Source organism: Novosphingobium sp. Leaf2 (assembly GCF_001421325.1).
In the GTDB taxonomy this organism is placed as follows: domain Bacteria; phylum Pseudomonadota; class Alphaproteobacteria; order Sphingomonadales; family Sphingomonadaceae; genus Novosphingobium.
Window position 1 is genome coordinate 505537 of the sequence record NZ_LMJY01000012.1, and the last position, 23325, is coordinate 528861.

The 23325-nt window shown below is 64.7% G+C and carries 19 protein-coding genes; 10 read left to right on the top strand and 9 right to left on the bottom strand.

The window, feature by feature from the left end; all coding sequences use genetic code 11:
- Positions 1–26: 26 nt before the first annotated feature.
- Both hppD and phhA read right to left on the bottom strand, forming a co-directional pair.
- A complete protein-coding gene (gene hppD, locus ASE49_RS09050) occupies positions 27–1127 on the bottom strand; it encodes a 4-hydroxyphenylpyruvate dioxygenase (protein WP_056770738.1) in 1101 nt (366 codons plus the stop codon).
- Positions 1124–1981: a phenylalanine 4-monooxygenase gene (gene phhA, locus ASE49_RS09055; protein WP_056770742.1), complete on the bottom strand. Its 858-nt coding sequence runs from the start codon at positions 1979–1981 to the stop codon at positions 1124–1126. The genes hppD and phhA overlap by 4 nt, the downstream gene beginning before the upstream one ends.
- A gap of 106 nt (positions 1982–2087) precedes the next feature.
- Between phhA and ASE49_RS09060 the strand changes: the two genes are divergently transcribed.
- Positions 2088–2549, top strand: a complete 462-nt coding sequence (locus ASE49_RS09060) for an Lrp/AsnC family transcriptional regulator (RefSeq protein WP_056770745.1) — start codon at positions 2088–2090, stop codon at positions 2547–2549.
- Positions 2550–2593: 44 nt separating this feature from the next.
- Here ASE49_RS09060 and ASE49_RS09065 read toward each other — a convergent pair whose 3' ends face one another.
- Entirely contained in the window at positions 2594–7348 is a 4755-nt protein-coding gene (locus ASE49_RS09065) for an NAD-glutamate dehydrogenase domain-containing protein (protein ID WP_056770748.1), read from the bottom strand.
- A gap of 187 nt (positions 7349–7535) precedes the next feature.
- Complete coding sequence (locus ASE49_RS09070) at positions 7536–8444, bottom strand: ROK family protein (protein WP_056770751.1); 909 nt, start codon at positions 8442–8444, stop codon at positions 7536–7538.
- 148 nt (positions 8445–8592) lie between these two features.
- On the opposite strand from ASE49_RS09070, the gene msrA reads away from it, so the two are divergent.
- A complete protein-coding gene (msrA, locus tag ASE49_RS09075; RefSeq protein WP_056770753.1) occupies positions 8593–9261 on the top strand; it encodes a peptide-methionine (S)-S-oxide reductase MsrA in 669 nt (222 codons plus the stop codon).
- Positions 9262–9277: 16 nt separating this feature from the next.
- On the opposite strand, the gene ASE49_RS09080 is transcribed toward msrA, so the two are convergent.
- Together ASE49_RS09080 and ASE49_RS09085 are read right to left on the bottom strand one after the other, a co-directional pair.
- Positions 9278–10465, bottom strand: a complete 1188-nt coding sequence (locus tag ASE49_RS09080) for an NAD(P)/FAD-dependent oxidoreductase (RefSeq protein ID WP_056770756.1) — start codon at positions 10463–10465, stop codon at positions 9278–9280.
- Positions 10462–12090 carry an NAD(P)/FAD-dependent oxidoreductase gene (locus tag ASE49_RS09085; RefSeq protein ID WP_056770759.1) on the bottom strand — a complete coding sequence of 543 codons (1629 nt, stop codon included), beginning with the start codon at positions 12088–12090 and terminating at the stop codon, positions 10462–10464. Before ASE49_RS09085 ends, ASE49_RS09080 begins: the two co-directional genes overlap by 4 nt.
- Before the next feature lie 94 nt (positions 12091–12184).
- On the opposite strand from ASE49_RS09085, the gene ASE49_RS09090 reads away from it, so the two are divergent.
- Together ASE49_RS09090 and ASE49_RS18205 are read left to right on the top strand one after the other, a co-directional pair.
- On the top strand, positions 12185–13780 hold the full coding sequence (locus tag ASE49_RS09090) for a tetratricopeptide repeat-containing sulfotransferase family protein (protein WP_056770760.1): 1596 nt from the start codon (positions 12185–12187) through the stop codon (positions 13778–13780).
- A gap of 184 nt (positions 13781–13964) precedes the next feature.
- Complete coding sequence (locus ASE49_RS18205; protein ID WP_156370225.1) at positions 13965–14387, top strand: hypothetical protein; 423 nt, start codon at positions 13965–13967, stop codon at positions 14385–14387.
- 200 nt (positions 14388–14587) lie between these two features.
- On the opposite strand, the gene ASE49_RS09100 is transcribed toward ASE49_RS18205, so the two are convergent.
- From ASE49_RS09100 to ASE49_RS09110, 3 genes are all read right to left on the bottom strand, one after another.
- Positions 14588–17053: a TonB-dependent receptor gene (locus ASE49_RS09100; protein WP_056770765.1), complete on the bottom strand. Its 2466-nt coding sequence runs from the start codon at positions 17051–17053 to the stop codon at positions 14588–14590.
- A gap of 193 nt (positions 17054–17246) precedes the next feature.
- Positions 17247–18236 carry a sterol desaturase family protein gene (locus ASE49_RS09105; RefSeq protein WP_082456372.1) on the bottom strand — a complete coding sequence of 330 codons (990 nt, stop codon included), beginning with the start codon at positions 18234–18236 and terminating at the stop codon, positions 17247–17249.
- A 120-nt stretch (positions 18237–18356) separates the two neighbouring features.
- Positions 18357–18617, bottom strand: a complete 261-nt coding sequence (locus ASE49_RS09110; RefSeq protein ID WP_156370226.1) for a hypothetical protein — start codon at positions 18615–18617, stop codon at positions 18357–18359.
- A gap of 25 nt (positions 18618–18642) precedes the next feature.
- On the opposite strand from ASE49_RS09110, the gene ASE49_RS09115 reads away from it, so the two are divergent.
- The 6 genes from ASE49_RS09115 (at position 18643) to ASE49_RS09140 (ending at position 23322) form a co-directional block, all read left to right on the top strand.
- Entirely contained in the window at positions 18643–19110 is a 468-nt protein-coding gene (locus ASE49_RS09115; protein WP_056770770.1) for a CopG family ribbon-helix-helix protein, read from the top strand.
- 194 nt (positions 19111–19304) lie between these two features.
- Entirely contained in the window at positions 19305–20387 is a 1083-nt protein-coding gene (locus tag ASE49_RS09120) for a putative urea ABC transporter substrate-binding protein (RefSeq protein ID WP_056770773.1), read from the top strand.
- A 37-nt stretch (positions 20388–20424) separates the two neighbouring features.
- On the top strand, positions 20425–21240 hold the full coding sequence (locus ASE49_RS09125; RefSeq protein ID WP_056770776.1) for an ABC transporter permease: 816 nt from the start codon (positions 20425–20427) through the stop codon (positions 21238–21240).
- The gene (locus ASE49_RS09130) at positions 21237–22025 is read left to right on the top strand and encodes an ATP-binding cassette domain-containing protein (protein ID WP_056770779.1); all 789 of its coding nucleotides are present in this window, start codon (positions 21237–21239) and stop codon (positions 22023–22025) included. Before ASE49_RS09125 ends, ASE49_RS09130 begins: the two co-directional genes overlap by 4 nt.
- 32 nt (positions 22026–22057) lie before the next feature.
- Positions 22058–22501 carry a CopG family ribbon-helix-helix protein gene (locus ASE49_RS09135; RefSeq protein ID WP_442945973.1) on the top strand — a complete coding sequence of 148 codons (444 nt, stop codon included), beginning with the start codon at positions 22058–22060 and terminating at the stop codon, positions 22499–22501.
- Positions 22498–23322 (top strand): urea amidolyase associated protein UAAP1, encoded by an 825-nt coding sequence (locus ASE49_RS09140; protein ID WP_056770785.1) that lies wholly within the window; start codon positions 22498–22500, stop codon positions 23320–23322. The genes ASE49_RS09135 and ASE49_RS09140 overlap by 4 nt, the downstream gene beginning before the upstream one ends.
- Positions 23323–23325 lie beyond the last annotated feature (3 nt).

Below are 23325 nucleotides of genomic sequence, written 5' to 3' on the forward strand. Positions count from 1 at the left end.
CTCTCCCAAGAAGCAGGTGGCTGGCATCACTGTGCCGGCTCGCTCACCTGCAATACGCCGCGCTTGATCTGGTCGCGCTCCATGCTTTCGAACAGCGCCTTGAAGTTTCCGTTCCCAAAGCCGTCATCGCCGCGCCGCTCGATGAATTCGAAGAACACCGGCCCGACACGCGCTTCGGCAAAAATCTGCAGCAACAGGCGCGGCTGGCCGCCCTCCACCGTGCCGTCCAGCAGGATGCCCCGGCTTTTGAGCGCCTCCACCGGCTGTCCGTGGCCCGGCAGGCGTTCTTCCAGCATCTCGTAATAGGTCTGCGGCGGCGCGGTCATGAACGGTACGTCCAGCGCCTTGAGCTTGTCCCATGCGGCAACGAGATCATCGCAGATCAGCGCGATATGCTGGATGCCCTCGCCGTTGAAGGCGCGCAGGAATTCATCGATTTGGCCTTTGCCGCCGTCCGCTTCCTCGTTCAGCGGAATGCGGATCTTGCCGTCGGGCGCGGTAAGCGCCTTGCTGGTGAGCCCGGTATATTCGCCCTTGATGTCGAAGAAACGGATTTCGCGGAAGTTGAACAGCTTCTCGTAATAGTCCGCCCAGTAGGCCATGCGCCCGCCATAGACGTTGTGCGTCAGGTGATCGATCGTGGTAAAGCCGGCTCCTTGCGGGTGGCGGTCAACGCCGGGCAGGTATTCGAAATCGATATCGTAGATCGAAAGCGCGGCATCGCCGTTCTTCTCGTAACGGTCGATCAGGTAGATGATCGAATTGCCGATCCCGCGAATGCCGGGAAGATGCAGTTCCATCGGCCCGGTGGACACCTGCACCGGCTCTGCCGACCGGGCAAGCAGTTCGGCGTAGGCGGCGCGGGCATCGCGCACGCGAAAGCCCATGCCGCACGCGGACGGTCCATGCTCACGGCTGAAATACCAGGCCGGACTGTGCGGTTCGTAGTTGGTGATGAAGTTGATGCCGCCCTGCCGCCACAGTTCCACATCCTTGCTGCGGTGGCGTGCGATCTTCGTGAAGCCCATGGCCGCGAACACCGGTTCCAGAACGCCCTTTTCTGGCGCCGAAAACTCCACGAACTCAAAACCATCGAGGCCGATCGGGTTGTCGAAGATGTCAGTCATGCGCGGGCTCCGGTAAAGGGAATTTCGTTCGGCAGGGTTGCACCCGCCGGCAGCGGCGGATGGTCCCGCCAGGTTTGATAGACCGGTCCGAAATCGAGCCGCACCAGTTCGTCGATCAGTTGCGGCAGGCTTTCGAGCACGAAATAGGTCTGCTGGAAGCTGTCGATCCGGTAGGCCGTGCGCATGATGCGCACCGGGTCGAACGGCAGGCGCAGAACATCGGGGTCCTCGATCGCAAAGCGGGTTTCGCCCGAGGACGAAATGATGCCCGCGCCGAATACCTTGAGCGCATCGTCTTCGCGCACCAGCCCAAATTCTACCGTGTACCAGTAGATGCGCGCCAGCATGTCCAGTGCACCCATCTCCATCGCACGCGCGCCGGCCTTGCCGTACAGTTCGAGGAAATCGGCGATCGTGGGATCGAGCAGCATCGGCACGTGGCCGAAAAAGTCATGGAACACGTCCGGCTCGACCAGATAGTCCAGCTCATGCTCTTCGCGCAGCCAGCGGGTTACCGGGAACCGGCGGTGGGCAAGGTGATCGAAGAACACCGCGTCCGGGATGAAACCCGGCACCGCCACCAGTCGCCAGCCGGTGGCCGCGCCCAGCACCGCATTGGCATCCTCGAAGCGCGGGATACCATCGGCGCAGTCCAGTCGCGCCAGACCGTCGCGAAACGCGGCGCAGGCGTGGGTGCGCACCAGCGCGGACTGCCGGGCATACAGGCGCGCCCAGCGATCGTGCATATCAGGCGTGTAGGCATGCCAGTCCTGCCCGACGACATAGTCATCGGCGGCGGCTTCGTACTCTCCACGAAGGCCGCTGCTTGTGGTCAGCGTGCTCGGCTTCTTCATGCCTGAACGATACCACAAGGCCCGCATCAGGTTCGTGCGATTGATGCGCGGGCACAGCGTGTTATTAGGGTATCGCGCCAAGAATGTGGGTGGACATGGAGGATTCGTGCAACTGGACCAATTCGATCGCGGGATCATTGCAGCGTTGCAAGAGGATGCGCGCATGCCGGTAGCCCAGGTGGCGGAGCGCGTGGCGCTGTCCGCCACGCCGGTCAGCCGCCGGATCAAGCGGCTGGAAGACGAAGGCGTGATCCGCGGGTACATGCCCGTGCTCGATCCCGGCAAGCTGGGTTTCGAACTGGAAGCCTACGTCCTCATCAACCTGGTCGCGCACGTCGATGAAAACATCGCGCGGTTCGAGGCGGCGATCGCGGCCAACCCGTGCATCATCGCCTGCCACGCGGTGACAGGCGACATGGACTATTTGGTGCGCGTGATCGCCCGCAACGTCGAACACTTGTCCGAAATCACCCTGCGCACATTGCTGCGCATACCGGGCGTGCGCGACGTGAAATCCATCATCGTGCTGGAAACCGTGAAGGAAGAACGCGCGCTGCCGGTGGGATAGTGCGCCCCGCCGCCCCTTTTGCAGGAGCGGCGGGTATCGCGCGTTTAACGCCCCAGCAGATTTCGCGCCTGGCTGGCGATCTGCGCCAGCATGGCGGGCGTGATCGCCACTGCGCTTTCGGCCCGGTGGACGATGCCGCGGAAGGCGGTGATCGCCGCTGCGTGCTGACGGCCCCATTCCTCGGTCGCCGCCAGAGGGTCCGCCTTGCCGGCCTTGGTGCGGGCAAGACCGCGCAGGAAGTCCAGCCGCATCTGCTGGAAATCGCGGGCAAGCCCGGCCACCAGCAGCCGCTCCCACGGATCGGACGGGCTCATCATCGCCGCGTTCGCCTGTGCCCAGTCAAGGCCCAGACCCGCGCCGACGCGAGTGAACGCGGTGACCAGACGGCGCGGCGCGATCCCCGTTTCGGCGGCAAGGGACGCAATACCCACCGCGCCGTCAAGGTCGAACAGGTTCGCCACTTGCGCCGCCATGTCATCGGGCGCACCCATTTGCGTGAGCCCGTCGCGCAGCTTGCGCGAGTGCGCCAGCGTGCGCTCACCCAGAAGGTCCAGCGTATCGGTGGACAGTGCCGCGATGCCTTTCTGCAGGCGGTCGGCAAGTTCGGAAGGGGCGATCTGGCCGGCGCCAGCGCGCAGCAGGTCGGCCATGTGGCCGCGCACCGCCAGCGCCACCGTTTCGAACAAGGCGACGCGGGTGGTCTCAGCCATTGGGGCCACCTCCAGCCGCTCCCACAGCGCGCTCAGGTCGAACAGCCGGTCTGCCAGCGCGAAGGCGGCGGCGACTTGCGACAGGTCAGTCCCTTCCTCCTCCGCCAGTTCGAACGGGATGACGATGCCCAGCCGGTTTATCACCCGGTTGGCCAGCTTGGTGGCGATAATCTCTCTCGCCAGGCGGTGCCCCTTGATGAACTTGGCGAACTTGTGCTGCATCTGGGTGGGGAATGCCGACAGCAGCAGGTCGGTCAGGCCTGGATCGGACGGCAAAGTGCTGTCCTCTATCGCGGCCTGCATCTGCAGCTTGCCGCTGGACAGCAGCACGGCCAGCTCTGGCCGGGTCAGCCCGCGACCGTCCTGCGCCCGACGGACCAGCACGTCATTGTCCGGCAGCCCTTCCGTGCGCCGATCCAGATAGCCGCTATCGCCCATCGTTTCGATCAGGCGGATATGCGAAGGACTAGCCTGGGCGCCGCCCCGCTCGGCGATGGACAGAGCGAGCGCTTGAAGGCGGTTGTCCTCCAGCACCAGCGTCGCCACTTCGTCGGTCATGTCACGCAGCAGTTCTACGCGCTTGGGCTCCGTCAGCTTGCCCGCGCGCTTGGCGGCGGCGAGCGCGATCTTGATGTTGACCTCGTTGTCCGAGCAATCGACGCCGGCGGAATTGTCGATGAAGTCGGTGTTGATGCGCCCGCCGCGCGTGGCAAATTCGATACGTCCGGCCTGCGTGACGCCCAGGTTCGCGCCTTCTCCCACCACCCGCACCCGCAGTTCGTTGCCACTGACGCGCAAGGCATCATTGGTGGGATCGCCCACCTGCACGTTGTTTTCGGCAGAGGCCTTCACGTAAGTGCCGATGCCGCCGAACCACAGCAGGTCAACCGGCGCGCACAGAATTGCCGTGATCAGCGCATCGGGGTCGATCTCCGCCTGGGTGAGGCCCAGCACGCTGCGCACTTCCTCGCTCAGCGGGATCGACTTCATCGAGCGTGGGAACACGCCGCCGCCGGGGGAGATCAGCGCCTTGTCATAGTCGTTCCAGCTGGAAACCGGCAGGTCGAACAGGCGCGCGCGCTCTTCCCAGCTTGCCTTGGGATCTGGCGTTGGGTCGAGGAAGATGTGCCGGTGATCGAAGGCCGCCACCAGCCGTAGCGACTTGGACAGCAGCATGCCGTTGCCGAACACGTCTCCCGACATGTCGCCGCAGCCCACCACCCGCACCGGGTCTGCCTGCACGTCCACGCCCAGTTCCAGGAAATGGCGTTGCACGGACAGCCACGCACCCTTGGCGGTGATGCCCATCGCCTTGTGGTCGTATCCGTTGGAGCCGCCACTGGCGAAGGCATCGTCCAGCCAGAAATCGCGCGCTTCGGCGATGGCGTTGGCAACGTCGGAGAACTTGGCCGTGCCTTTGTCCGCCGCGACGACGAAATACGGGTCTTCCCCGTCCAGCACCACGACGCTTTCGGGGTGCGCCACCTTGTCGTTCACGATGTTGTCGGTGATCGACAGCAGCGTATCGACGAACACTTCGTAGGATGCCTGCCCTTCTGCCGCCCATGCCGCGCGGTCTCGCGCGGGATCGGGCAACTGCTTGGGATAGAACCCGCCCTTGGCACCGGTCGGCACGATCACCGCGTTCTTCACGCGCTGGGCTTTCATCAGCCCCAGCACTTCGGTGCGGAAATCGTCCCGGCGGTCGGACCAGCGCAACCCGCCGCGCGCCACCGGCCCGGCGCGCAAGTGGATGCCTTCCACCCGCTGCGAATAGATGAAAATCTCGCGCCACGGCAGCGGCTTGGGCAGGCCGGGGACTTGCGCGGAATCGAACTTGAACGCCAGCGCCACCTCGCCCGCAGGCGCGAACGCATTGGTGCGCAGCATTGCCAGAACGATGTCGCGATAGGCGCGCAGCACGCGATCGTCGTTGATCGCGCTTACGCCGGCGAGGCCGTTGCGGATCGCATCTTCAGCCTCCTTGCGGGCCTTGATGCGATCGCCAGCGAAGGCCGGATCATGCAGCGCCTTGAACAGCGCGACGATGCCCACCGTTACGCCGGCCGCGCCTTCCAGCGCGTCCACCACGGTCGGAATGCCAAAGTGCGTGCCGGCCTGCCGCAAGTAGCGATACCAGGCGCGCAGCCAGTTCACTTCGGTGCTGGAAAGGCCCAGCGCAGGGACAAGGCGGTTGAACGCGTCGTTCTCACCGCTGCCGTTCAACACGGAACGCAGCGCGTCCTCGATCGCGGCGGCGCGGTTGAGCACGTCGCCCGGCGCGCGGCCATCGGCGGTTTCCACCAGGAAATCGTGGATCGTGCCCAGCGCGCCCTTTTCCAATGGCGTCGGCACTTCGGCCATGACGCGAAAACCGAAGTTTTCAAGCGCCGGCACGGCATCGGACAGCGCGAGGCCACCTTCGGACTGGTAAATCTTGAGCCGCAGCCAGTTTTCGGGATCACCTTCGCGTGCATGAAAACGCACGTCGCGGTGCGCCGCCTCGACCTCGGCGGTGCCGGCCCCCTCGCCCACGGCAATACGGCGCAGATAGGCGATGTCGGTCGCCGCTTCTGCAGCGCCGAACTCCGAGCGATAGCCGATCGGGAAGGCCTCCGCATACCGAGCAGCCACCGCAGCAGCGCGGCCCGGTTCCAGGGTGGTGGCCAGCGCCGCTTCCACGGCCTGCGTCCAGCCGCGCAGAATGACCTGCAACGCGCCGTCGAGTTCGTCTTCCGAAGGCTCCTGTGCGCCTTCGCGCACATCCAGCGTGTAGCGCAGCATCGCCAGGTTGCCAGCTTCCACCTGCATGCTCCAATCGAGCGTGGGGGCCTGCGCGGCCTCCTCGATCATGTGCTGGATGCGCTTTTGCATCTGGGTGGACAGCAGATCGCGCGGCAGCCACACGAACGCGAACAAGTGACGCATCAGCGGCGAGCGGGCGAGCAGCAGGCGTGGCCGGGGACGATCGACCAGCCCGGTCATCATCATCGCGAGCCGTTCCACGTCCTCCTGCGCGAAGCCCAGAACAAGATCGTGCGGCAGGCTGGTGAGCGCGTGGGCCAGCGCCTTTCCGGTGTGCCCAACTGGGTCCAGCTCAAGCCGCGCCGCCATTTCCGAAAAGTGGCGGCGCAGGCGTGGCACGCGGCTGGGCGGCGCAGCCAGCGCGGCGCTGGTCCAGATCCCGGCGTGGACGGACAGGGCAGTGACTTTGCCTGCCTTGATCACCGGCACCAGAAACAGGTCCATCGGCACCCGGCGGTGGACGGTGGACATGCGGTTCGCCTTGACCACCAGGGGCGCGCGGATCGCCCCTTCCGCAAGCTGCGCGTCGAACACGGCAAACGCGCGCGCATAGCTTTGATCGGACAGCAGGTCTTCGGGGGCATCGCGACATACGCCCAGCGGCTGCGTACGCGTGCCATCACGGTGGCGCGTGACATGGCCGATCTGCGTCAGCATGCCATCGGCAAGCCAGCGCAGCAGTTCGGCGCCTTCGGTATCGCCAATGCCCGCGCCGTCGGCCCGGTCCGCATCGGCGCGCATGGCGGCCACCATCGCCTGCCAGTCCGCCACGGCGGCGCGTACATCCGCGAACGTGGTTTCAAGAGAGCGCAACAGCTCGCGGCGCTGGCGGGCATCGGCGCGCGGGGTTTCGATGTAGATCATCGATTCGCGCGCAGTGGCACCGTCCGGCCCGGCGGGCAGTTCCAGCAGCTTGCCATCGCCATCACGGCGCACCGGGATGACCGGATGAGCGAGGCGATCGATCACCAGACCTGCCTGCGCAACGGCGGCAGCGGCGGAATCGACCAGGAACGGCATATCGTCGTTGATGAGCGCGATGCGCAGGATGCGCCGCTCTTCGCTGGCCGAGGTGACATCTATCGCGGTCTTGCCCGGTGCCCGCTGGTCTGCGGCGGCAAGGAGGAAGCGTGCAGCCTCCTCGATCCACGTGCCGTCCGCCTCTTCGCCGGGGAGCACGGTGGCGCGCAGTTCATCACAAAGCCCGGCGTGCAGCGCATCGGGCGGATGGCCTCCGCGCTTTTTGGAAGCCTTCTTCGAAACGTCAACGTCGCCTTCGCTCATAACTTTCTCCGCGATCCTCGCTGCTGCATAGCGCCCGCTTCTGGTGGCGGGACGGCCAGGCATGTGGCCATATAGGTCCATGGGCGCGGCCCTGCATCCACCGGATTACAGGATTTCTCCGCAGCTCCACGTAATTCCCGTGGCTCGTCATCTTTGTAACGAGATTTCCGACCTGCGCAATATTAGTTCAATGGCGGTGAGACGGCGATGGTATCGCAGCCAACGCCTCTCCAGCCAGGATCAAGGCACCAACCGGCCCGGCGTCGTCTCCCAGTTGCGGCGGCACGATCATCGCCTTCAGCACCTCGGGCGTACAGTCGCGCAGATATCCGCCCAGCAGCGCCGGCACGCGTGCGCGCGCCATCGGCAGCAAGTGCGGCTGGTGTCCGGTCACCCCGCCACCCACCACGATGCGTTCGGGCGAGAGCGTGAGGATCAGGTTTGCCAGCAGTTCGGCCAGATCATGCGCCACCGGCTCCCACATCGGGTTTTCAGGGTCGACGCGCGAGGGGTGCGTGCCGAACCGGGCCGCCAGCGCCGGGCCGGCGATCAGGCCTTCCAGGCAATCCCCATGAAACGCGCAGTGCCCTTTGTAGCGGTCTCCTGCAGCGCGGCGAAGGCGCATGTGGCCGATCTCGGGGTGTAGCAGACCATGCGCCGGTTTACCGGCCACCAGCACACCGCCGCCCAATCCCGTGCCGATCGTCAGGTACACGGTGTTCTGGCACCCCTGCGCCGCGCCGAAGCGATGTTCGGCCAGCGCGGCGGCGTTGACATCCGTATCCAGCCCCAAGGGACAGCCGAGCGGGGCGAAGGCGGCGATCACCTCGGCGCCGCGCCATCCCGGCTTCGGGGTATCAAGGATGGTGCCATAGTCCGCCGCGCCGCGCGCCACGCGCACCGGGCCGAAGCTGGCGATACCCACCGAATCCACCGGCTTCGCGGTGCGCCAGTCCTCAATCACCGCCACGGCGCGGCCAAGCGTTTCAGCAGGGTCCGTGGTGTCGAACTCGACCCGGTCGTCGATGCGGCCCGGCTCGCCCAGAACAACGACGGTGTGCGTGCCCCCCATTTCGATACCAGCAAGCCGATGCATAGTGCTTCACCCTTCCATCGCAGCCGCCCACGTGTCGGTCGCAACGGCAGGCGCGCGGCGAAGTTCCGTAGCCGCGATGCTTTAGCTGCGGCGGCTCTGGCGCGCGGGGTGCGGGCTTCCCATATCCGTCTAAACCGGAGTGTCTTTCATGCCTGTGCGCACCCTGCCCCTTGCCGCTGCCGCCGCTGTTCTTGGCCTTGTCGCCGTTGCGGCGGGCTCATGGCCCTCGACCCAGGCGACCGCCGCCAATTTCCCCGCCCCGCCGTCCGAACCCGCAGCGTCGGGCGATCAGGTGGCGGTGCTGGCCGGCGGCTGCTTCTGGGGCATCGAAGGCGTGTTCGAGCACGTGCGCGGGGTGAAATCCGTGACCGCCGGCTATGCCGGGGGCAGCCGGGCCGACGCCACCTATCGCGCGGTGTCTACCGAGAAGACCGGCCATGCCGAATCGGTGCGCATCGTCTACGATCCGCGCGAAGTGAGCTATGGCACGTTGCTGAAGATCTTCTTTTCCGTGGCGCACGACCCGACGCAGGTGAACCGCCAGTTCCCCGATTCCGGCCCCAGCTACCGCTCGGCGATATTCCCGCAGTCCCCCCAGCAGCGCCAAGTCGCAGCGGCCTACATCGCGGCGCTGAACAAGGCGCATGTCTACGATCGGCCCATCGCCACGCGGCTGGAGACGGGCAATTTCTACCCGGCGGAAAGCTATCATCAGGACTATCTGCGCCGCAATCCGGACAATGGCTACATCGTGCGATACGATGCGCCCAAGCTGGCTGCGCTGCGCAAGACGTGGCCCACGCTATGGCGCACCTAAGCGCGCCTTAACGGGGCTATAATGCCAGGCCAGCGGCGCGCGCGCTCGCCCAGGCCCACTGGAAGTTGTAGCCGCCCAGCCACCCGGTAACGTCCACCGCTTCGCCGATCGCGTACAGGCCCGGCACGCTGCGCGCCTCCATCGTCTTGGAGGACAGGCCGGCGGTGTCGATCCCACCTGCCGTCACTTCCGCCTTGGCGAACCCTTCGGAGCCGTCGGGCAGGAACGGCCAGCGCATCAACTTCGCTTCGGCGGCAGCCAGCGCCTTGTCGGTCAGGCCCACAAGTTCGCCCTCCAGCCCCAGCCGCGCGCAAAGCGCATCGGCCAAGCGCTCCGGCAGCGCATCGCGCATCGCCGTCCGGAAGGCCTGGCGGGGCCGTTCGCGCTTGAGCGTGCGCAACCAACCCTCGGTGCGATCGGGCAGGAATTGCGCCGTCACCGTATCCCCGCGCGTCCAGTAGCTGGACACCTGCAGGATCGCGGGGCCGGACAGCCCGCGATGGGTGAACAGCGCGGCTTCGCGAAACGACGCCTTGCCGCAGCGCGCAACCACCTCTGTCGATACGCCGGACAGATCGCGAAACAGTGCCTCGTCGCCAGCCAGCGTCAGCGGGACCAGGCCGGGGCGCGGCTGCACCACCTTCAACCCGAAACGACGCGCCAGATCATACGCTAGGCCGGTCGCGCCCATCTTGGGGATCGAGGGTCCGCCGGTGGCGATGACCAGCGCGCTTGCCTGCGCCATCTGCCCGCCATGCGCCACCTGGAACACGCCGTCGGCATGCCCGATCTCGCCGATTGCCTGCCCGCACTGCAACGTCACCGAACCCTTGGCGCATTCCTCCAGCAGCATGGCGACGATCTGCTTGGCCGACCCGTCACAGAACAGTTGCCCCAGCGTCTTTTCGTGCCAGGCGATGCCGTATGCGTCCACCAGCGCAACAAAGTCCGCAGCCGTATAGCGGCTCAAAGCGGACTTGGCGAAATGCCCGTTGCTGGACAGATAGCGGTCGGGCGCGGTGTGCAGGTTGGTGAAATTGCACCGCCCGCCGCCCGAGATGACGATCTTGCGGCCGGGCTCCGGCGCATGGTCGAGCAGCAGCACGCGCTTGCCCCGCTGCCCGGCAGTGGCCGCGCAGAACAGGCCCGCCGCGCCCGCACCCAGCACGATGGCGTCATACTGCTCGGCGGCGCCCTGGCTCACGCCTGCGGCCCCACCAGTTCGAGAGCGAGCGCTTCGGCCAAGCGAATACCGTCCACCGCGGCGGACAGGATGCCGCCCGCATACCCTGCACCCTCCCCGGCGGGATAGAGCCCGCGTGTGTTGAGGCTTTGGAAGTCCCGCCCCCGTGTGATGCGCACGGGCGAGGACGTGCGCGTCTCCACCCCGGTCATCACCACGTCCGGATGGTCGTATCCGGGCACCTGCCGCCCGAATACCGGGAGTGCCTCACGGATCGCCTCCACGGCATAATCGGGCAGGCATTGCTTCAGGTCCGTCAGGTGGACGCCGGGCTGATAACTGGGCGTCACCGACCCCAGCGCGGTGGAGGGCCGGTCTGCCAGAAAATCACCCAGCTTCTGCCCCGGCGCCTGGTAATTGGACCCGCCGGCCACGAACGCCAGTTCTTCCAGTTTGCGCTGCAGGGCGATGCCCGCCAGCGGGTTGCCGGGAAAGTCGGTTTCCGGGCTGACGTCCACCACCAGACCCGAATTGGCATTGAGCTCGGCGCGCGAATACTGGCTCATGCCGTTGGTGACGACGCGCCCTTCCTCGCTGGCGGCGGCGACCACGCGCCCGCCGGGGCACATGCAGAAGGAGTAGACCGTGCGCCCGTTGCTGGCCTTGTGCGAGATCGAATAGGCCGCCGCGCCCAGGATCGGGTGGCCGGCGCAAGCGCCATAGCGGGCCTTGTCGATCCAGCTTTGCGGATGCTCGATCCGCACGCCGATCGCGAAAGGCTTGGCTTCCATATAGACGCCGCGCGCGTGCAGCACTTCGAACGTGTCGCGCGCGGAATGCCCCACCGCCATGATGACGTGCCTGGCCTCCAGATAATCGCCGGACGACAAGTGCAACCCTTCGATGCGCCGCTGCCCGTGCGCATCTTCCCCGATCGCGAAGTCCTCCACCCGCGTGCCGAAACGGTATTCGCCGCCCAGCCGCTCGATCGTCTCGCGCATGGACATGACCATGGTGACCAGCCGGAACGTGCCGATATGCGGATGCGCTTCGGTGAGAATATCGTCCGGCGCGCCGGCCTTGACGAATTCGGTCAGCACCTTGCGGCTGAGGTGCCGCGGGTCCTTGATGCGGCTGTACAGCTTGCCGTCCGAGAACGTGCCAGCACCGCCCTCCCCATACTGCACGTTGCTTTCGGGATCGAGGACCGAGCGGCGCCATAGGCCCCAGGTGTCCTTGGTCCGCTCGCGCACGGCCTTGCCGCGCTCGATGATGATGGGCTTCAGCCCCATCTGCGCCAGCACCAGCGCCGCCAGCAGCCCGCACGGCCCCGCGCCGATCACCACCGGGCGTGGACCGTCCCAGCCCTCGGGCGCGCGCGCCACGAACTTGTAAGCGGTATCGGGCGTGGGCTTCACATGCGGATCACCGGCAAAGCGGGCGAGCACGTCGGCCTCGTCACGCACGATCACATCCAGCGCATAGACCAGCTTGATGGCATTCTTGCGCCGCGCATCGTTGCCACGGCGGAACACCGTCACCCGCTCAAGATCGGCGGGCGCGATATCCAGGCGCGCGCAGACCGCCGCGTCCAGATGGGCGGGGGCATGGTCCAGCGGCAGGGTAATGTCGGTAAGGCGAAGCATCGCGGCGCTTTATACGCTCGCGCCGCATAGCGCCAGTAACGCCACGGCGCGCCACAGTACGATTGTCACGCTGCCTGCGCTTGGCTATCGCCGAATGCATCATGCGACAGGACGAGGCTCCCCTTTGACACTGGAAGCACAGGCCAGGGCAGCCCTCGCGCGCGGAGATCTGGCCGCCGCCGTTTCGGCCGCCCGCACCCTCACCGAACAGCAGCCGGACCGCGCCGCCGGGTTTTTCCTGCTCGGCATGGTGGCTGCAGAAGCCGGGCATGTGGCCAAGGCCGTCCCGCTTATCGAGGCCGCTGTGTCGCGCGAACCGCAGGCTGAACATCTGGCGCAGCTTGCGCGGCTGCTGATCCTGCTGCGCCGCGATGGCGATGCCGCCAAGGCCGCGCGTGCCGCGCTGGCGCTGGAGCCGGACGACGCGCTGACGCTGGATACCATCGGCTGCGTGCTGGCCCGGCTTGGCGATCACGAAACCTCGGTGCAGCCCTTCACCGCCGCCGTGGCGGCAGAGCCCGACAATCTGGATTATCGCTATAACCTTGCGGCAGCGAGCGGCTTTACCGGGCGGGTGGACGAGGCGCGCAGCCACTACGAAGCGATCCTGGCGGATAATCCCGGCGATGCGCGCACGCATTACGCATTGGCGATCCTGTCACGCCAGACCGCTGCGGCCAACCATGTACCCCGCCTTGAAGCCGCTTTGGCGCAGGCCCGCGATCCGCAGGACGCGCTGCGCATCCGGTACGCACTGGCCAAGGAACTGGAAGACATCGGCGAAGCCGCCGGCGCATTCGCGCATCTGTCCTGCGCCAACACCGCCTACAAGCGCGCGATCGGGTATGATTTCGCGCACGATGCGGCGATGTTCGATGCCATCGAAGCATTGTTCGGCGGGGACGGCACGCTGGCGCACGGCGCGGGCAAAGCCGGCCCCTCGCCCATCTTCGTGGTGGGCATGCCGCGCACCGGCACCACGCTGGTAGACCGCATCCTGTCGTCCCATCACGCGGTGGAGGCGACCGGGGAATTGCAGGCGATGCCGCTGGCGGTAAAGCAGCTCGCAGGCACGCCATCGCGCACGATCATCGATCCGGACACGGTGCGGGCCAGCGGCGGCATCGATCCCGCCGCGATAGCCGATGCGTATCTGGCGCAGGCCAGCCATCACCGGCGGACGAGCAAACCGCGCTTTACGGACAAGCTGCCCGCCAATTTCCTGTATATCGGCCATATAGCCCGCGCCCTGCCCGATGCCCGCATCGTGTGCCTGCGGCGCGGCGCGATGGACACGATCTGGAGCAACTACAAGAACCTGTTCGCCAGCCAGTCCGCCTACTACGCCTATTCGTACGACCTGATGGACACCGCGCGCTACTACGCCTGGTTCGACCGGCTGATGACGCTGTGGCAGCGGCTGTTCCCCGACCGCGTGCTGCAACTGTCTTACGAAGCGCTGGTCGCCGATCAGGAAGGCCAAACCCGCGCGCTGCTGGCCCATTGCGGCCTGCCGTGGGACGATGCCTGCCTGTCATTCCACCGGAACAGCGCAGCGGTGGCCACGCCCAGCGCCGCGCAAGTGCGCCTGCCGATGAACGCGAAGGCCGTGGGCAAATGGCGATCCTATGCGCACGAACTGGAACCGGCGCGCGCGTGGTTAACAGCGCAAGGCATCGCTACCGGTTAGGGGGTGGGCAGGTTCAGTTTGGGGCCAAGGCATGGTTTGTTGTGGGTGTTTGATCGCAACCGGACTTTCTGCTTACGCCCCTTTGTCGCCGTTAGAGCGCAACCAAGGCGCGCCCTATTGCTGACGTTCTCATCGGCTGGCATAGATCAACGCCATAGGGAGGCGAAAATGCTGCCGATTTTTGATGCTTGCTGCTGCCGCTGACGCGCCCGAGGCGGCTCCCACACATGATGGCGGCATCTGTGCTGGATTGGCGTGGGTCGAACTTGGTCCCAATGAGAAGGTCTTCATTGAAAGAGGACCGGATTTCAACGTCTTTCGGTTTGAGGGACCGGCCGGATCAACTGATCACTGGTGGGGCGTGTATAGCGGCAACGCCGCGCAGGTCCAGGGCAACGGTCCGTTACTAATGCGCCGCGATGGTGTAACCGTCCATCGCGCGATCGAAAATGGCAAGTTCCGTGGCTATCTTGCTGAGAGGGGTGATTGGCAAAACCAATTCTTTGGTTCTGTTTTCGACGGGAGCACGAAGGACAAAGCCTTTTTTGATCGAATAGACTTCGGCCCGAAAGGGCAGGCCCTTTGCGCGAAGGGCCGACAGCGTTAGCCAGTAGGTGCGACCGGACATTACGCCTTACGATCGTTGTAGCCTCAAACCCGACCGTCCTGAATCCACCAAAGTAAGCCATTCAGGGAACTCTCGACCGCGCACGCATATCGCCACCCATTTCGTTCGGAACTATCCTTGCCTCCCAGCCGGAACCAGAGCGCCGCGCTGTTGCGCGACGCCCTGTTCCCTTGCCGCGATCAGTATTTGATGCGCGCCTCGATGCCCACGGTGCGCGGGTTCAGCACCGTCTGGCGATAGTACCGGACCGTCACGCCATCGACGACACCGATGCGTGACCGGTCGTTGCCGACCGACACCACCGCATACTTGTCGAAGATGTTGTTGGCGAACAGGCTGACGGTGTAGGCGTCCGTCTCATACGCTAGCGTCGCACGGTGCAGCACGTAGCCGGGTATCTTGTCACCGTAAGCGCGGTCATAACCGAGCCGCGATACGATGTTGCCGCGATACGTGGCCGTCCAGTTGGCGATGATGTTCCCAGCCTTGAACGGGGTGGTGTAGGTAACTCCAAGGCTGCCGGCATTCTTGGCGGAACCCGGCAGGCGATCGCCCGCCAGTGCATCAAGCTGGGTGAACTTGGGCCTGGTGTCGTAATCGCCCGGCGTGGTGCGTACGGTCAGGATATTGGGAATATCCTCGGTCAGCTTCGCGTCCGTGTAGGAGTACGTGCCCTGGATCGACAGCTGCGGCACCGGCTTGAACTGAAACGAGGTTTCGAAGCCGCGCGATTTTGCCGCGCCGCCGTTCACGGTAATGCCGGTCGCCCCGTAGAATGTCGCGGAATCTACCTGGATGCCCTGCCACTTGATGTCGTACACATCGAAGTTCAAGGTCAGCTTGCGATCCAGCAACTGCATGCGCACGCCAATTTCCGCGTTCTTCGTCTGGTCCGGCCCGTACTGTATTTCATTGGGCAGCGCGCAGGCGTTCTGCACTTCCTTGAGGTCTGCCGGACACGGCGCAACGCGGTTGGGTCCGCCGATCCGATAGCCCTTGCTGTAGGTTCCGTAGACCATCAGGTCCGGCGTGAAGTTGTACGAGGTGTTGAACTTCCACACCCAGCCATCCTTCTTCGCGGCGCCGCCTGCGGGTTTCACGTCATAGGGGCTGAGAGGCTCGCCAAGCAGCGGCAGCGTCAACGCGCCCTGGATGTTCGACGTATACTTGAAATAGCGCGCACCGGCGGTGACCTGCCACTGCTGCGTCACCTTGAAGGTGCCTTCGCCGAAAATCGCCTTTTCAGTCACTTTCGACTTGGTGTAGCTGACGTATTCCAGATCCTGCGGGTTGCCGGTTATGCCGTAGTAGTCCGAAAGGCCGGGCACGTGCTCGGCATAGTCGTTGTGCAGTTTCTGTTCGTTGTAGAACCCGCCCAGCACCCAGCTGAACGGACCGCCGTGGCGTGAAACGAGGCGTACTTCCTGGTTGAACTGCTTGCGCTTGTTGTCGCTCTCGTTCCAGCTGGAGAAGGCCGGGAACAGCTGGTAGCCGTAATCGAGATCGAGCAGCAGATCGGTATTGTCGCTGCGCGAACGCGTGCGCACATTGGTGTAGGCGGTGGTCGATACCAGATCGGCGATATCGGCGATGTTGGCGTTGACCTCCATGCTGGCCAGATGCGCGCGACGGTTCACCGGCTCTTCATAGCGCGACGCGTTCTGATACTTGCCCGTGCCCAGCACCCCGGCGCTGTTGGACTGCGCACCATCGGTCTTGGTCTGCTGGAACGCGTATGTGAAGATCACCTTCAGGTCGTCAGTGGTCTGGAACAGCAGCTGGTTGCGGGTGGTGAAGGTCTTCTCGTAATTGAGATCCTTCTTGGACTTGAGGTTCGCCGCATACCCTTCAGGCGTCACGCTGGTGGGGCCGCTCGGCTGCGGGAGCGATACGCCCGGCGTTTGCAACAGCAGCGGGTAATCGATGAAGCCCGGATCATAGTAGTAGCCCGTTGCCGAGCGGAACGCGATGTGGTCTTTGACGATCGGAATGTTGATCATCCCGTCCATCTGGTAGCCCGCCTTGCTGGCGTGCGCCTTGTCGTACAACCGCCCGTGCACTTCGCCTTCATAGTCTTCGACGTTGGGCCGGTTGGGAATGTAGCGGATCGCGCCCGCCAGCGTGCCCAGCCCGTACAGCGTCCCTTGCGGGCCCAGCAGCGTTTCCACGCGGGCAATATCCAGCAGCTTGAAGTCGTAATAGAGCGGCACTTCGCCAAGGTAAATGCCCAGCGAGTCGTCGTAGCTATTGCCGTTCGAGCCGACGTCCGACGCATTGAGACCGCGCAGGACGATCGTTCCGGTCGAACCGGGACCGGTATCGGAGATGGTCATGCCAGGCGTAAAGGCGGCAAGATCGCGCACATCGTCGATGCGCTGGCGCTGGATTTCCTCAGTACCGATCGCAGAGATGTTGATCGGGGTTTCGATGATCGTGGTATTGCGCCGCGTGCCGCTGACGATGATCGCATCGCCGCTGTACGTGTCCGGAGCGGCTGCATCTGCCGGTGCCGGCGCTGCATCGGCGGCAGGCGCTGCGGCGGCGGCTGCCGGCGTTTCGGCAGCCAGTGCCGGCGATGCCAGCGCGGCGCTGGTGAACACTGTGGCGGACAGTAGCGCTGCCCTCATTTTGGCGCGGTGTTTCATGTGCTTCCCCGTTTTCTGGTCATGTCTGTCCTGCGGCCTGACCACACGTGGTCAGACGCGGCAGGCGTCTGGTTGAAGTCCCTGGTCTTCGCCGGCCATCGCTTTGCGGATGTCATGCCGGTTGAGTTCTGCGGCCCGGCTTGAACGTGTTACCGGACCTGTTTGCTATGCGTGCCTCCTGACACGAACCGCATTATGGCACCGGCAAACCGGTCTTTCCGTGCCGTGCTCCGATCCGAGCGATCAGGGGTTGGAACGGAAACAGGAATTGTTCGCCGATCGACAGCCGCTTGCGCGCGTCCTGGCCAACGATGTCGGACTCACCTTCGCAGTACGTGCCGAATATGCGATCGAGCAGGATCAGTGAATTGGCGTAGTTGCAGCGGGTGTTCTCGTAACCAACCGAGTGGTGCAGGCTGTGGTTACGGATCGTCGTGAAGAAGAACGCGTAAAAGCCCGGCGGGTCTGAGCGCACGTTGGCGTGCGCGAAGGTGGACACCACGTTGAGGATGCTGAGCCCGCAGAACACGGCCGCCAGCGGCACGTCGAACAAGGCCACTACGCTCAGGCTGATCAGGAACAGTTCGACCGGATTTCCGACATAGCCCTTCATTGCATTGAGCTGGGTGATGTGATGATGCGGCGCATGGGTAAGCCACAGCGGCGTCCACCCATGCATCGCGCGGTGCATCCAGTACTGACCGAACTCGATCAGGACAACGACCAGAGCCACCTGCGCCACGAAGGGCATGTGCATCGCCCACTGCGTGGTGATGCCCAGCGATTGCTTCACGGCGTGCAGCGGATCGTCGGCGAATGCGCTCGACGCCCAGGCAATGACTGTGAAGCTCAGAATAACGTAGAACAAGTCCGTCGCGAACTCATGCGTAGTGATACGCCAGCCGGAGTGACGCTCGTGGATAAATTCCAGTGCCTGCACCAGCGCAGAGATGAGAACGGAGGTTACGACGATCGCCCACGCATTGTTGACCAGCGACGGTGGGGCGTATGCCCAGAACACAACGATCGCCACTACGAAGATGGGTGGCAGCAGGTTGAAAAAATGTGTCCGCAACGTGCCGGAACCCTGCTCGGCTTCAGGCTTTACGGTGAACGATGCAGCGCCGGCGACGGATGACACGTCGTCTGACGATATCGTGTTGCAGGCCGGCAATCGCTCCATAGAAAACCCCCATCCAAGCCGGACACCCCGACTGGTTGCTAAAGATTCTCTCTCCCGGAAACATCGCTCTGCCAGGCGAATACTCATACGGTATGGATATTACGTTTCCGGTCAAGCGTATTAATTTACCACACCACTTTTTGCCTTCAGCCTTTCGCAAACCGACGCGGATGCGGGCTTTGTGCGTAAATCCGTAACATTGGGACGATAGCGTTGGCGCAGGTGCTGCAGGCCAAACACGCGCCGTCGTGGCCGCATGGCGATTCGCAGGGCGCTTTCCGCTTGGTATCGGCGCACGGCGTTGATACCGATGCGTTCGCCAAACGCGGCAACTCCGGTCGCGCGCAGCCCCAGCAGCGGACAGGAATACAGCTTGAGCACCGACCCCTCCCTTGCCCGCCTCAGCATGAGCCTTCCCGCAGAACTGTTCCGGCAACTGGACGCGATGGTGGAAGAACGGGGCCTGCCTTCGCGATCGCAGCTCATCGCCGAACTGATCCGCCATGCGCTGGCAGAGCATGAAGCGCACACTCGCCCGGAAGAGATGCTCGCCGGCACGATCACCCTGGTCTATCGCGGCGATCGCGGGCGGGTGCGGCAGCAACTGGCGCAGAGCCAGGCGGAATACCTCAAGGAAGTGATCTCCTCGCAGCATGTCTTTCTGGAAGATGACCAGTCGCTCGAAGTGCTGCTGGTGCAAGGCCCGGCGATGCGGCTCAAAGGCCTGTGCGATGCGCTGCGCGCCATTCGCGGCGTCCACCAACTTCAGCTGGTGACGACGACGGCGCTGCTGCCACAGCTGCATGAGCCGGATGGTGCCGACGATCTGCCTTCGCCCGGCGCGAAACACTCCAAGCGCGAGGTTGCGGCCTGACCGGCCGACCGATGCGTTGACTCGCAGCGCCTGCCGGTTGGTTCTCGCCGAGCCCACCGCTCATCAAACACCGCGCCGCATCCACACATATTCCCGCTCCGCCAAAGTATTACAGAATTATCTGCTCGTAATATTTTTGTGATGGACAAAAGTGCGAATCGCAGCGATGCTGCAGTGCGAAAGGGGACCGAGTGATGAGCGTATCGATCCGTAGTGCAGCCAAGGTCGCAATGATGACCGGAGCGCTCTTTACCGCCGCCTGTTCACAAACATCAGGCGATGCGCAAAAGCCCCGCCAGGAATTCAGCATCGGCTGGTCGATCTATGCCGGTTGGATGCCGTGGCCTTACGCACAACAGGCCGGCATCGTGAAGAAGTGGGCTGACAAGTACGGCATCAAGATCAATGTCGTCCAAGTAAACGACTATGTTGAATCGGTGAACCAGTACACTGCCGGCAAGCTGGACGGCGTTACTGTGGCGAATATGGACGCGCTGACGATACCGGCCGCAGGCGGCAAGGATACCAGCGCGATCATCGTGGGCGACTATTCCAACGGCAACGACGGGATTATGCTCAAAGGGGCGTCGGATCTGAAGGCCATCAAGGGCCAGACGGTCAATCTGGTGGAATTGTCCGTCTCGCACTATCTGCTGGCGCGCGGGCTGGGCACGGTCGGCCTGTCGCTTAAAGACGTGAAGACGGTCAACACCGCGGACGCCGACATCGTCGGTGCGTTCGCCAGCCCGGATGTCAAGGCAGCGGTGGCGTGGAACCCCCAGCTTTCCGTCATGAAGACGCAGGCAGGCGCGAAGGAAGTGTTCAGCTCCGCCGACATTCCCGGCGAAATCCTCGATCTGCTGGCGGTCGATACCGCAACGCTCAAGGCCAATCCCAAGCTGGGCAAGGCGCTGGCGGGCATCTGGTACGAAACCGTTGCGCTGATGAAACGCCAGGACGCGCAAGGCAAGGCCGCGCGCGCGGCGATGGCGAAGCTGGCCGGGTCCACACCCGAGGCGTTCGACAATCAGCTGACCACGACCTATCTTTACGCCGATCCCAAGGCCGCCGTTGCCGCCACGGCCAGCCCCTCGCTCATCACCACGATGACCCGGGTGCGCGATTTCAGTTTCTCCAAGGGCCTGTTCAAAGGCGCTACCTCCGCCGACGCGGTGGGCATGGCGTTTCCCGGCGGCAAGACGCTGGGCGATCCCCAGCACGTGACGCTGCGCTTCGACGACAGCTTCATGAAGTTGGCTGCGCAAGGCAAGCTCTAAGCCCGCTCCCTCACCTTCTACCTGAGGACATGACGATATGCGTTGGGTGAACCGCCACGTGCGGGGCAGCGACCGGATTTTGCTTGGCGCGCTGCCGATCGCAGTGCTGGCGATCATCTATCTGGTGGTCGCGGCGGATCGTCATGCCGCGAACCCGGCGGACAAGATCCTGCCGCTGCCCGGCACCATGGCGCACAGCATGGCCGCGCTGATATTCCAGCCGGATGTGATGTCGGGCCAGCTGGTGTTCTGGGCCGATACGCTGGCCAGCCTTGAGCGCCTGGGCGCCGGGCTTGGCATAGCCACGCTGATGGCGCTGGTGGTGGGGCTGGCGCTGGGCGTGCTGCCGCCCATCCGCGCCACCTTTTCGCCGCTCGTCACCGGCATCGCCGTCATTCCGCCCATCGCGCTGCTGCCGATCCTGTTCATCGCGCTGGGCCTTGGCCAAACCTCCAAGATCGCGCTCATCGTCATCGGCATCGCGCCGGTGATGATCCGCGACATTTCCGCGCACGTGGGCGCCTTGCCGCGCGAGCAGATCATCAAGGCGCAAACGCTGGGCGCCAGCAGCTGGCAGGTGATGATCCGCGTGGCGTTGCCGCAAGCCATGCCCCGGCTGCTGCACGCCATGCGCCTTTCGCTGGGGCCGGCCTGGGTGTTCCTGATATCTGCGGAGGCGATCGCGTCGGACGTGGGGCTGGGCTACCGAATCTTCCTGGTTCGCCGCTACCTGTCGATGGACGTGATCCTGCCGTACGTGGCGTGGATCGCCCTGCTGGCGATCGCGATGGATACGCTCCTCGTATTCCTCAGCCGGCGGCTGTTCCCCTGGGCCCACGGAGAAAGCCATTGAGCGCGATCCTGAGCCTGCGCGACGTATGGGTCGAATACGGCGACCGCATCGTCATCGAGAAGCTGAACTTGGAGATCGCGGATCGCGCGTTCGTGTCGGTAATCGGGCCATCGGGCGCTGGCAAAAGCACGTTCCTGCGCCTGATCCTGGGTCAGGAAGCGCCCACGCGTGGCAGCATCCGTCTGGATGACGTGCCGCTCAAGCCGGAATGCGGGCCGGACCGCGGCGTCGTGTTTCAGCGTTATTCGGTGTTTCCGCACTTGTCGGCGCTGCGCAACACGATGCTGGGGATCGAATGTGCGCAAGCGCCGTTCTCGGCCCGCCTGTTCGGCGCCGCCCGTCGCGCAGCACGGGACGAAGCGGCGGCGATGCTCCACTCGGTCGGCCTGGCGGACAGCATGCACTTGTATCCGGCGCAAATGTCCGGCGGCATGCAGCAGCGCCTGGCGATCGCGCAGGCGCTGGTGAAGCGCCCGCGCATCCTGCTGCTGGACGAGCCGTTCGGCGCGCTCGATCCCGGCATCCGCGCCGACATGCACACGCTGATCAAAAGCCTCTGGCGCGATTATGCTCTGACCATCATCATGGTGACGCACGATATCCGCGAAGCGTTTACGCTGGGAACCCGCGTGCTCGCGCTGGACAAGCGCCGGCACGACCCGCACGCGCCGCACCGCTTCGGGGCCACTGCCGTATACGACCTGCCCTTGCGCAACCGGATTGACGTGGCGGCAGACGACATCACGGCCAGTGACATTGCCACTATTCTGGAGGCACGGGCGTGAGCGCGGAATCCTCAACCCTTGCGCGGCTCAGCATGAGCCTGCCGGCGGACCTGTTCCGCCAGCTTGACCTGATGGTCAGCGAACGCGGCCTGCCCTCACGCTCGCAGTTGATCGCCGAACTGATCCGCCATGCGCTGGTGGAACACGAATCCCTGTTCCGGCCTGACGAGACGCTCGCGGGTACCATCACGGTTGTCTACCGCAGCGAGCGCGGCCGCGTGCGCCATCTGCTTTCGCAGACCCAGGCGGAATTTCTGAAAGAGGTCATCTCCTCGCAGCATGTGGTGCTGGAGGACGACCAGTCGCTCGAAGTCCTGCTCGTCCAGGGCCCCGCCGCCAAGCTGAAGGCCCTGTGCGACGCAATCCGGCGCGTGCGCGGCGTCCAGCAGCTTGAACTGGTGACGACTACCTCACTGCTGCCTCCGCTTTACGAACCGGAACCCGGCACCACCCAATCCACCGGAGTGAACGTATGACCGAAACCCTGGCCAATCCCCTGGCCGCGCGTGACCATGCGCGCGCGATGGCCGGCACCGTGGCCGAAAGCATGCCGGTGCTGCCACCCAAAGCCGACGATCTGCCGCCCGACGTCAAGGCTGCGGACCATGTGTGGGAGGAAACCATCGCTGCGGGCGGTTACGCTGCCCGGCGCCTGTCGCGCGGCACGCGGCTGCGGCTGATAGATCTCAAGGGCGATGCCTGCGCCTCCATGCTGGTGTTCAACGCCGACATGCCCAGCGAACGCCTAAACGTCGCAGACACGGTGAAAGTGCAGTGGAACGCGTATCTTGGCGCGGGCAAGCTGCTGCTGTCCGACATGGGCCGGGTGCTGATGAGCATCCTTGAGGATGACGCGCAGACGCACGACGCCTTCAGCGGCACGTCGAACGCGGCCACCAATGCCGCGAAGTACGGCAACGGCAGCAACAGCGGCCCCTTCCCCAGCGGGCGCGACCGGTTCCTGCTGGGCGCAGCCAAACACGGGCTTGGCCGGCGCGACGTGCATCCGTGCATTACCTTCTTCAAGGGCGCACGCATCGAGGCGGACGGCACGATCACGCCGCAGGTCGGCCCGTTCGCCCCGGGTCGCAGCATCGTGCTGCGCGCCGAGATGGACGTCATCGTGGTGATCGCCAATTGCCCGCATGTCCTCGACCCGCGTGACGACTGGACGGTGACCCCGCTGCGCGCCTCGGCATGGCGCGGCCCCGTCACGCCGCCCGACGACCCGGTACGCAACGCCACGCCGGAAGGGCTGCGCGCCTTCCAGAACGCCGAAGATTACTTCCGCCGCTGACAA

Excerpts from the sequence above, each read along its gene's own strand:
- phhA (WP_056770742.1), bottom strand. The coding sequence starts at position 1,981 with ATGAAGAAGCCGAGCACGCTGACCACAAGCAGCGGCCTTCGTGGAGAG.
- ASE49_RS09140 (WP_056770785.1), top strand. The coding sequence starts at position 22,498 with ATGACCGAAACCCTGGCCAATCCCCTGGCCGCGCGTGACCATGCGCGC.
- ASE49_RS09100 (WP_056770765.1), bottom strand. The coding sequence starts at position 17,053 with ATGAAACACCGCGCCAAAATGAGGGCAGCGCTACTGTCCGCCACAGTG.
- ASE49_RS09070 (WP_056770751.1), bottom strand. The coding sequence starts at position 8,444 with ATGCATCGGCTTGCTGGTATCGAAATGGGGGGCACGCACACCGTCGTT.
- ASE49_RS09125 (WP_056770776.1), top strand. The coding sequence starts at position 20,425 with ATGCGTTGGGTGAACCGCCACGTGCGGGGCAGCGACCGGATTTTGCTT.
- ASE49_RS09120 (WP_056770773.1), top strand. The coding sequence starts at position 19,305 with ATGAGCGTATCGATCCGTAGTGCAGCCAAGGTCGCAATGATGACCGGA.
- hppD (WP_056770738.1), bottom strand. The coding sequence starts at position 1,127 with ATGACTGACATCTTCGACAACCCGATCGGCCTCGATGGTTTTGAGTTC.
- ASE49_RS09135 (WP_442945973.1), top strand. The coding sequence starts at position 22,058 with ATGAGCCTGCCGGCGGACCTGTTCCGCCAGCTTGACCTGATGGTCAGC.
- ASE49_RS09105 (WP_082456372.1), bottom strand. The coding sequence starts at position 18,236 with ATGGAGCGATTGCCGGCCTGCAACACGATATCGTCAGACGACGTGTCA.
- msrA (WP_056770753.1), top strand. The coding sequence starts at position 8,593 with ATGCCTGTGCGCACCCTGCCCCTTGCCGCTGCCGCCGCTGTTCTTGGC.
- ASE49_RS09115 (WP_056770770.1), top strand. The coding sequence starts at position 18,643 with ATGAGCCTTCCCGCAGAACTGTTCCGGCAACTGGACGCGATGGTGGAA.
- ASE49_RS09085 (WP_056770759.1), bottom strand. The coding sequence starts at position 12,090 with ATGCTTCGCCTTACCGACATTACCCTGCCGCTGGACCATGCCCCCGCC.
- ASE49_RS09090 (WP_056770760.1), top strand. The coding sequence starts at position 12,185 with ATGCATCATGCGACAGGACGAGGCTCCCCTTTGACACTGGAAGCACAG.
- ASE49_RS18205 (WP_156370225.1), top strand. The coding sequence starts at position 13,965 with ATGCTTGCTGCTGCCGCTGACGCGCCCGAGGCGGCTCCCACACATGAT.
- ASE49_RS09065 (WP_056770748.1), bottom strand. The coding sequence starts at position 7,348 with ATGAGCGAAGGCGACGTTGACGTTTCGAAGAAGGCTTCCAAAAAGCGC.